The organism is Flavobacterium frigoris PS1 (genome assembly GCF_000252125.1).
GTDB lineage: Bacteria > Bacteroidota > Bacteroidia > Flavobacteriales > Flavobacteriaceae > Flavobacterium > Flavobacterium frigoris_A.
This window is the reverse complement of sequence record NZ_AHKF01000007.1, coordinates 1-8522: the sequence shown is the minus strand read 5'-3', so window position 1 is coordinate 8522 and position 8522 is coordinate 1. Positions and strand designations below refer to the sequence as shown.

Here is an 8522-nt window from a genome sequence, read left to right as displayed (position 1 = left end):
TCAGAACGTGATTTTATCTAGACACTAAAGGAAGCTGAAAATCGAGAGCATAGTTGTAACTAAAATGTGGTGCTAATTTGAATTGTAATTTTGTGTTTCTTTTTTGCTCCCGCCGCGGCGGGTAGGGGAAATAAAAAAGAAACTGACTAAAATTTATTGTAAACTCTTTTAGGATGAAAAAGAATCCGTTACTTTCAGATAATATGTGGAAAGATGCTTCGGGAATTATTTTTTTCTAATGCTAAAAAATTAAGAGAAAACCCTACGCAAGCTGAAGAAGTAATGTGGTTGTCATTGAGCAATAACCAATTGGATGGGTATAAATTTAGAAGACAACATCCATTATTAAATTATGTAGCCGATTTTTACTGTCACCAATTAAAATTAGTTATCGAAATAGATGGAGAATACCATCAAACTGTGGAGCAGAAGAAATTAGATAAGGAACGAACTTTAAATATTGAATTTCAAGGATTATATGTAATCCGTTTTACCAATAGTGAGGTGTTGTTAGATATTGATTCAGTCTTAAGTAAAATAAAAGAATTTATAAAAATAGAAGAATAATGTGTTCATGAAATTTTCGGTTTGCCCCAATCCGCCGCGGTGGAAGCCGAAAATCCAGAACTTGTACCATATTAAGATATGGATTTAGGGAACTTGTTAAAATAAATTGAAAATATAAAATAAAAATGAAAAAAATATTAATCACAGGTGGAGCCGGTTTTATTGGGTCTCATGTCGTGCGACTTTTTGTAAAAAAATATCCAGAATACCAAATATTCAATTTGGATGCCCTGACTTATGCTGGGAATTTGGAGAATATAATTGATATCGAAAAAGAGCCTAATTATACTTTTGTAAAAGGAGATATTGTTGATGCTGCTTTTATAGATGCATTGTTTGCAGAGCATCAGTTTGATGGTGTTTTGCATTTGGCTGCCGAATCGCATGTTGATCGGTCTATAACTGATCCTTTGTCTTTTGTGAAAACAAATGTAATTGGGACAATGAATCTATTGAATGCGGCAAAGACGATTTGGAATGGAAATTACGAAGGGAAACGTTTCTACCATATTAGTACCGATGAGGTGTATGGTAGTTTAGGTGCTGAAGGTTTGTTTACTGAAACTACTGCCTATGATCCTAATTCACCTTATTCTGCTTCTAAAGCAAGTTCCGATCATTTTGTGCGTGCGTATGGAGAGACTTATGGTCTGCCTTATGTATTGACCAATTGCTCTAATAATTACGGTCCTTTTCATTTTCCGGAAAAATTGGTTCCATTGTTTATCAATAATATTATACAAAATAAACCTTTGCCTGTATATGGTGATGGAAAATATACTCGTGACTGGCTTTTTGTTGAAGATCATGCCGTTGCAATTGATTTGGTTTTTCATGAAGGAGTAAACCATGATACTTACAACATTGGAGGATTTAACGAGTGGCAAAATATTGATTTAGTGAAGCTGTTGTGTAAAATCATGGATGAAAAGTTAGGAAGAACTGCTGGGACTTCTGAGCAATTAATCTCCTACGTAAAAGACCGACCAGGTCATGATCTGCGTTATGCTATTGATGCTAGTAAGATAAACAAAGAATTAGGGTGGAAGCCTTCGGTCACTTTTGAGCAAGGATTAGAGAAAACAGTAAATTGGTATTTAGAAAACCAAACGTGGTTAAACAATATTACTTCCGGAGAGTATGCCACTTATTACGAAAAACAATACGCGAATTGAAAACGAATTTAAAGCGAATTAATCCGAATTAATCCGAATTTCACTAATGGATTCTAGCAATAAAATACTTTACAAAGAGGAAAGCTTTGGTGTTATTGGGGCTTGAATGAAAGTAAGGATTACTTATTTCTAAGATTATAATTTTCTTTTTTGCTTGATCAAGAAAGAAACAAAAAAATATTCATGGGCTGTTATTTTTTTTGGCATTCATGAATCTTCGATTTCAAGTCTCCACATCCTCGTCGGTCAAATTTATTTTCGAATGCTAAAAGAAAAAAACTCTCCGCCGCGGCGGATCAAACAGCTTTTCTTTTTACGCATTCTTCAAATATTTGACGCGCTACTGCGGATGTTAAGGACGGTTAGTTCTCGCAAATAATAGCAATTTGGATTACATTTAACAAATAGATTTAAAACTGCAAAACTTCAATTAATATCGCTTTGTTTGCTATGATTACTATTATTGTAGAAATAAAAGCAGTATCACAAGTACCAGTTACATTTTACGCGCAGTTGACAAATTATTTAAAATGTACAAAATTGGAATTGGGTATGTTGATTAATTTCGGCACGTCTTCATTAACTTATAAAAGAATGATTAATTTGAAGAATTCGAATTAATTCGTAAAATTAGAACTACTATGAAAGGAATTATTTTAGCCGGAGGTTCTGGCACTCGTTTACATCCGTTAACATTAGCGATGAGCAAACAAATGATGCCGGTTTATGATAAGCCGATGATTTATTATCCATTGTCGACCTTGATGACAGCGGGAATAAATGAAATTTTAATTATTTCTACGCCACATGATTTGCCGAACTTTAAAAAATTATTAGGAGACGGTTCTGCAATTGGATGTAAATTCAGTTATGCAGAACAACCACTACCTAATGGATTAGCGCAAGCATTTGTTATCGGTGAAGAGTTTATAGGCAATGATAGTGTAGCTTTGGTACTAGGTGATAATATTTTCTTTGGTTCTAATATGGATGAGTTATTGCAATCTAATAAAAATCCTGAAGGAGGAGTTGTGTTCGCTTATCATGTTTCAGATCCAGAACGCTACGGTGTGGTGGAGTTTGACAAAGATTTAAACGCATTATCAATAGAAGAGAAGCCACTGGAACCAAAATCAAATTATGCTGTACCGGGTTTGTATTTTTATGATAATTCAGTAGTTGAGATTGCTAAGAATATTAAACCAAGTCCTCGTGGTGAATATGAAATCACTGATGTGAATAAAGTATACTTAGAACAAGGAAACTTGAAGGTTGGTATTTTAAGTAGAGGAACTGCTTGGTTAGATACAGGGACTTTCAATAGCTTGATGCAGGCGGGACAGTTTGTTCAGGTTATTGAAGAGCGTCAGGGCTTGAAAGTAGGTTGTATCGAAGAAATTGCTTGGAGGCAAGGTTTTATCAATGAGCAACAATTAAAAGACCTTGCTGAGCCTCTGAAAAAATCGGGTTATGGCGAGTATCTTTTGGGATTGCTGAAGCATAAGGTGTAGTTCAGTGTTCAGTGTTCATTATTCAGTTTTCAGTGATCAGTATTCAGAGTTTTCAGTGATCAGTATTCAGTGGTCAGTGATCAGAGTGTTTAGTATTCAGATTGATTAGTATGCAGTGATCAGTTTATAGATTAGCTATATTTTAAAATATGATATATATTGCGTTACTTGTTTTATTGATTGGGATTGAATTGGTTTATTTCAAAATTGCCGATAAATTTAATATTATCGATAAACCCAATAGTAGATCCTCACATACATCCATTACTTTAAGAGGTGGCGGGATAATTTTTCCAATTGCATTAATTACAGCTTATTTTCTAGGATATGCTTCATTGGAAATAACATTGGCAGTGGTTCTTGTAGGCATAGTTAGTTTTGTTGATGATATTAAACCTTTGTCACAATTACCTAGGTTTGCATCTCATGTCGTTGCCGTGGGTTTGGTATTTCACGACTTAGGGTTGTTTGCAGAGTCATTATGGTTACTCCCCATTGTATTCGTTTTGCTGATTGGCTGGGTTAATGCCTTTAATTTTATGGACGGTATTAATGGAATAACCGTTTTGTACGCACTTACGGCCATTATGAGTTTTTCTTTTCTGTCAATAAACAATTCCAGTTTACCGCTGTTGATTACCATGGGATTGTCTTGTTTTGTTTTTGGATTATTTAATATCAGAAAAAAAGCAAAGACTTTTGCTGGAGATGTAGGTAGCATAAGCATGGCTCTTTTTTTGGGTTATTTTATGATTAAGACCATAATGGAAACTGGGCAGTTAGGATATATTCTTTTCTTTTCAGTTTACGGTATCGATGCCATTATCACTATTGTTATTCGATTAAAGAAAAAAGAAAATATTTTCCAACCACATAGGTCCCATTTATACCAATACATGGCAAATGAAATGGGTTACTCTCATGTTCTGGTTTCATCTATTTATGCTGGAATCCAGCTATTGATAAATGGGCTTGTTGTTTATATGGAAATAAAAGGAAATCTAAGTTATCTAATTATGATAGAAAGCTTAGTAGTTTTAACCGTAATTTATATATTGATACGCCGATTCGTTTTTCGTAAAATTATCCAACATAGTTTTTGATTGATTTCTTTTGATATTTAAATATTTTTAAAAAAATATGGGAAAGCGAGTTTTTGATCTTGTCTTCGCGCTGATTTTAATCCTGCTCTTTTTTTGGGTTCTAATAATTTTGTGGTTGATCGCAATTGTTGATACTCGAACAAACGGTATTTTTATACAAGAACGAATTGGTCAATTTGGAGAAAAATTTAAAATATATAAACTACGAACGATTCAGGTTTTTATGGCTGAAAGTAGTGATGTTACTCAAGTAGGTCAATTGTTACGTAAATATAAGTTAGACGAACTTCCCCAATTGTTCAATGTTCTTAAGGGGGAAATGAGCTTTGTGGGACCAAGGCCTGATTTACCGGGTTATTATGATTTATTAGAAGGTGAGAACCGAAAGATAGTAGAATTGAAGCCTGGCTTAAGCAGTCTCGCAGCTTTAAAATATTGTAATGAAGAGCAGCTTCTGGCGCAGCAAAGAGATCCTTTGTGGTTTAACGACAATGTTATTTTTCCGGATAAAGTACAGTTAAACTTGAACTATTACTATCATCACAGTTTTTTGGGGGATATAAAGATTATCGTTAAAAGCGTTGCTTTGATTTACAGCAAATGAGTAAAAATAAAATTTGGCTTTCATCGCCTCATATAGGTGGGCTTGAAAAAAAATACATACAGTAAGCATTTGACACTAATAGGATTGCTGCATTTGGCGCAAATATTGATACTTTCGAGCTGGGTTGGCCGCACTAAATTCCGGAACCGCCGTTATACATCTGGAATTAATTCTTTTGTGAGTTAAGGCTCATGACCTAGTAAATCTGTTAAGGTATGATTTTTTTGGCCTCTGTAAACCCAATTTTAATCAAGGAGTCATCCCTATTTTTATTGATAGTGAATCTGACACTTGGAATTTATTTCTGAAGGCAGTTGAAGAGGCCATCATAGATAAAATGAAAAAAGGCGTATCGCCTAAAGTAATAATAGCTGTTTCCATTTATTTTGTTCCTTACAAAATCGAACAGAGAAGCATAATTGCCAATACGTATTCAATCCCTATTCTGGAAGATAGTGCGGAAGTAGTAGGTATAAAGGGCGGCATTGTGGTACTTTTGGCAATATAAGTGCTTTATAATTTAATGGGAGTAAAATTATTACGACTTCTGGTGGTGGTGCAATTGGTACATTGACACAAGAGCTCAAACAGAGAGCTATTTTCTAGGTACTTTGGCCAGGGAGAATGCACTGCATTATCAAGATTGTGAAGTTGGGTATATTTATAGATTGAGCAAGAATAAAATTTATTTTTTATAATTTATTAGCAAGACACAAGTAGGAAATGAATTAATAATAATAAAAATAAAGAAACAATCCCTTTATTTGAAGTACGGAATTTTAAATGACTTAAGGATTTTTTTTTAAATTCTTTATTTGTTATTTTTGTGATAATTAATAGAACAATGTTAATATAAATAGATATTTTGAATAATAGTACAAAACCATCTGCAAATACTTTTAGATCTGATTTCTTCTCGAGAGAAAATCTACGATTAAATATTCATAATTTAAGTTATTTGCCTCGTTGGATCATTGTTATGATGGATTTTGCGGTTTTAATATTGGCTTTTTTCTTCACGTTTTTATTGTTTAGCGGCACGGGCCTAGACTATATCTTAACGACACATAGCATCTTGTTCATTAATTTATTACTTGGTGTAAATATATTTTTCTTTTGGTTATTTCGAACCTATTCCGGAATTATCAGACACTCCTCTTATATTGACGCAGTTAAGCTATTGTTTTCACAAATGGCTGTACTAATCGTTTTTCTAATATTGAATTTTTTATTTGAAGTACTCTTTGGACATAAGGCATTTTTAAATACTGCACTTTTTATGAATATGGTGTTGTCTTTCTGCGGTTTGTTTTTATATCGGGTGATCGTAAAACAAACATTCGAACATTATTTTCAGGAAAAAAGCGATGTTAAATTGATTAGAACCATTATTTATGGAACTGATGCCAATGCAATTTCGGTGGCTAATGCTTTAAGATTGGAGACACCTAGTCGTTTTAAAATTGTGGGGTTTGTAGATAGAAATAGTCAAAACGAGTCAAAACGAATGTTGGACTTACCAATATTAGTATTAAAGAAGAAATTGCCAACGTTGATGCGGTCTGTTGGCGCAGAAGGAGTCATTATAGCTGATAAAAGTTTATCAAAAGAGGAGCGTTTAGTTATTGTAGATCAATGCTTAGAGTTTAATTATAAAGTGTATATCGTCCCTGTTATTACGGACTGGGAAAATCAAAAAGAGATTTCCCGAAAAGTGAAAAACTTACAAATTGAAGACTTACTTGAAAGAAAGCCTATTGTTTTAGATAACAAGTCAATTTCTATGCAGCTGAAAGACAAAACCATATTAATAACCGGCGGTGCTGGCTCTATTGGGAGTGAAATAGTACGACAGGTAATGGGTTTTAATCCTAAAAAAATTATTATTTTAGATCAAGCCGAGACCCCTTTACACCATCTTAGTTTAGAGACATTAAGCATCATTTCAAATGCTAAAATACGTACTGTAGTTGCCGACATCAGAAATAAAGACGCATTGAACAGGGTGTTTAAATTATACAAGCCTCAGGTGGTATTTCATGCTGCAGCATACAAGCATGTGCCTTTGATGGAAGAAAACCCAGCGCAAGCAATTCTTACCAATATAGAAGGTACTAAAAACTTAGCTGACTTGTCATGTGAGCATAAAGTGGTGAAATTTGTTATGGTATCTACAGATAAGGCTGTCAACCCAAGTAACGTAATGGGTGCCAGCAAAAGGATAGCCGAAAAATACGTGCAATCCCTCCAATTGAAAAGCCGGAAAGAAAACAACAGCAAATCGACAAAATTCATTACTACCCGTTTCGGAAATGTTTTGGGTTCCAATGGTTCTGTTGTACCATTATTTAGCAAACAGATTGCCGATGGCGGACCAATAACCATAACACATCCAGAGATTATCAGGTATTTTATGACCATTCCAGAGGCCTGTCAATTAGTTCTTGAGGCTGGAGCAATGGGTAATGGAGGTGAAATTTATATTTTTGATATGGGTAAGCCCGTTAAAATTATTGATTTAGCAAGAAAGATGATCAAGTTGGCCGGATTTATACCTGAAAAAGACATCCAAATTAAGATTGTAGGCTTACGACCAGGTGAAAAATTATACGAAGAATTACTGAATGACACGTCTAAAACAATCCCGACACATCATGAAAAAATCATGATTGCTGAAGAAATTCAGGATGAGTATGAAAGCCTGCATGCGGATATAGAAGAACTTATTGGAATTGCCAACTTTTATGAAAATGATGATATCGTTGCGAAAATGAAGAAAATTGTTCCTGAATTTAAAAGCATGAATTCTACTTATCAAGTTTTAGATAAGTAGGGGTTTAAATAAATGTAATGAAAAAGGTTTATAATGGAGATGTTCATTATAAACCTTTTTTTTTAGGGTTAAGTTAAGGAATATTTAGTGGGGTGATTGTGGTTTTTTTGCTTTCAAGGGAGCTTTTTTCTTTTAAGAGGTTCTTTACTTTTTTGCTCACTTAACTTTTATTCTAAGTGGTCTTCGCTGAATCTGCGATTTGTCTTGATGAAAAAAGTAACAAAAAAATATTCATGGTTTAATATTGTTTTTTTGTATTCATGAATCTTCGATTTCAAGCCTGATCCCGATAGTTATCGGGATTATAAGCTTCAAAACTACCTCAAAGTGTCGCTCCGCAGTCCGAGCCGTTCGCCTTTCAGGCTCAACTCATGGATTGCTGCTACCTGACTGCCACTGGTAGTCCTCCTTTTAATTTCAAATGTTTATTGCTTTGAAGAGTGTTCTTTTCTTTTACCTTGATGTAAAAGAAACAAAAGATCAAGCTTATAATCCCGATAGTTATCGGGATTATAAGCTTGAAAACTACCTCAAATTTATCTCACAGATCCCTTATTGTTATTGGTGTTCGATGGACCTCACTTCGTCTCGGTCTCCCTATCGCGACCCCAGGCGCTCGTGCTGCGCACTCGGCTCCGGGGTCACTCCCTGCGGCCAACGCTGAAATTCTTACCGTGATTTTTTTGGTTTAAAAATATAAGGGCGGTGTTAAGAGGTTATGATTGACGG

Annotated in this window: 8 protein-coding genes; all 8 read left to right on the top strand. The window is 34.4% G+C overall.

Going from position 1 to position 8522, the window contains the following annotated elements; translation table 11 throughout:
* Positions 1–213 precede the first annotated feature (213 nt).
* On the top strand, positions 214–567 hold the full coding sequence (locus tag HJ01_RS01445; protein ID WP_007136477.1) for an endonuclease domain-containing protein: 354 nt from the start codon (positions 214–216) through the stop codon (positions 565–567).
* Positions 568–692: 125 nt separating this feature from the next.
* Positions 693–1742: a dTDP-glucose 4,6-dehydratase gene (gene rfbB, locus HJ01_RS01440; protein WP_007136476.1), complete on the top strand. Its 1050-nt coding sequence runs from the start codon at positions 693–695 to the stop codon at positions 1740–1742.
* Between the two features lie 441 nt (positions 1743–2183).
* Complete coding sequence (locus tag HJ01_RS18055; protein ID WP_007136475.1) at positions 2184–2363, top strand: GxxExxY protein; 180 nt, start codon at positions 2184–2186, stop codon at positions 2361–2363.
* A 20-nt stretch (positions 2364–2383) separates the two neighbouring features.
* On the top strand, positions 2384–3253 hold the full coding sequence (rfbA, locus tag HJ01_RS01435) for a glucose-1-phosphate thymidylyltransferase RfbA (RefSeq protein ID WP_007136474.1): 870 nt from the start codon (positions 2384–2386) through the stop codon (positions 3251–3253).
* Positions 3254–3402: 149 nt separating this feature from the next.
* Complete coding sequence (locus tag HJ01_RS01430) at positions 3403–4356, top strand: UDP-GlcNAc--UDP-phosphate GlcNAc-1-phosphate transferase (RefSeq protein ID WP_007136473.1); 954 nt, start codon at positions 3403–3405, stop codon at positions 4354–4356.
* 37 nt (positions 4357–4393) lie between these two features.
* Entirely contained in the window at positions 4394–4960 is a 567-nt protein-coding gene (locus tag HJ01_RS01425) for a sugar transferase (protein ID WP_040473592.1), read from the top strand.
* 205 nt (positions 4961–5165) lie between these two features.
* Complete coding sequence (locus HJ01_RS17260; RefSeq protein ID WP_081478691.1) at positions 5166–5468, top strand: DegT/DnrJ/EryC1/StrS family aminotransferase; 303 nt, start codon at positions 5166–5168, stop codon at positions 5466–5468.
* 432 nt (positions 5469–5900) lie between these two features.
* Positions 5901–7793: a polysaccharide biosynthesis protein gene (locus HJ01_RS01415; protein WP_410500979.1), complete on the top strand. Its 1893-nt coding sequence runs from the start codon at positions 5901–5903 to the stop codon at positions 7791–7793.
* Positions 7794–8522 lie beyond the last annotated feature (729 nt).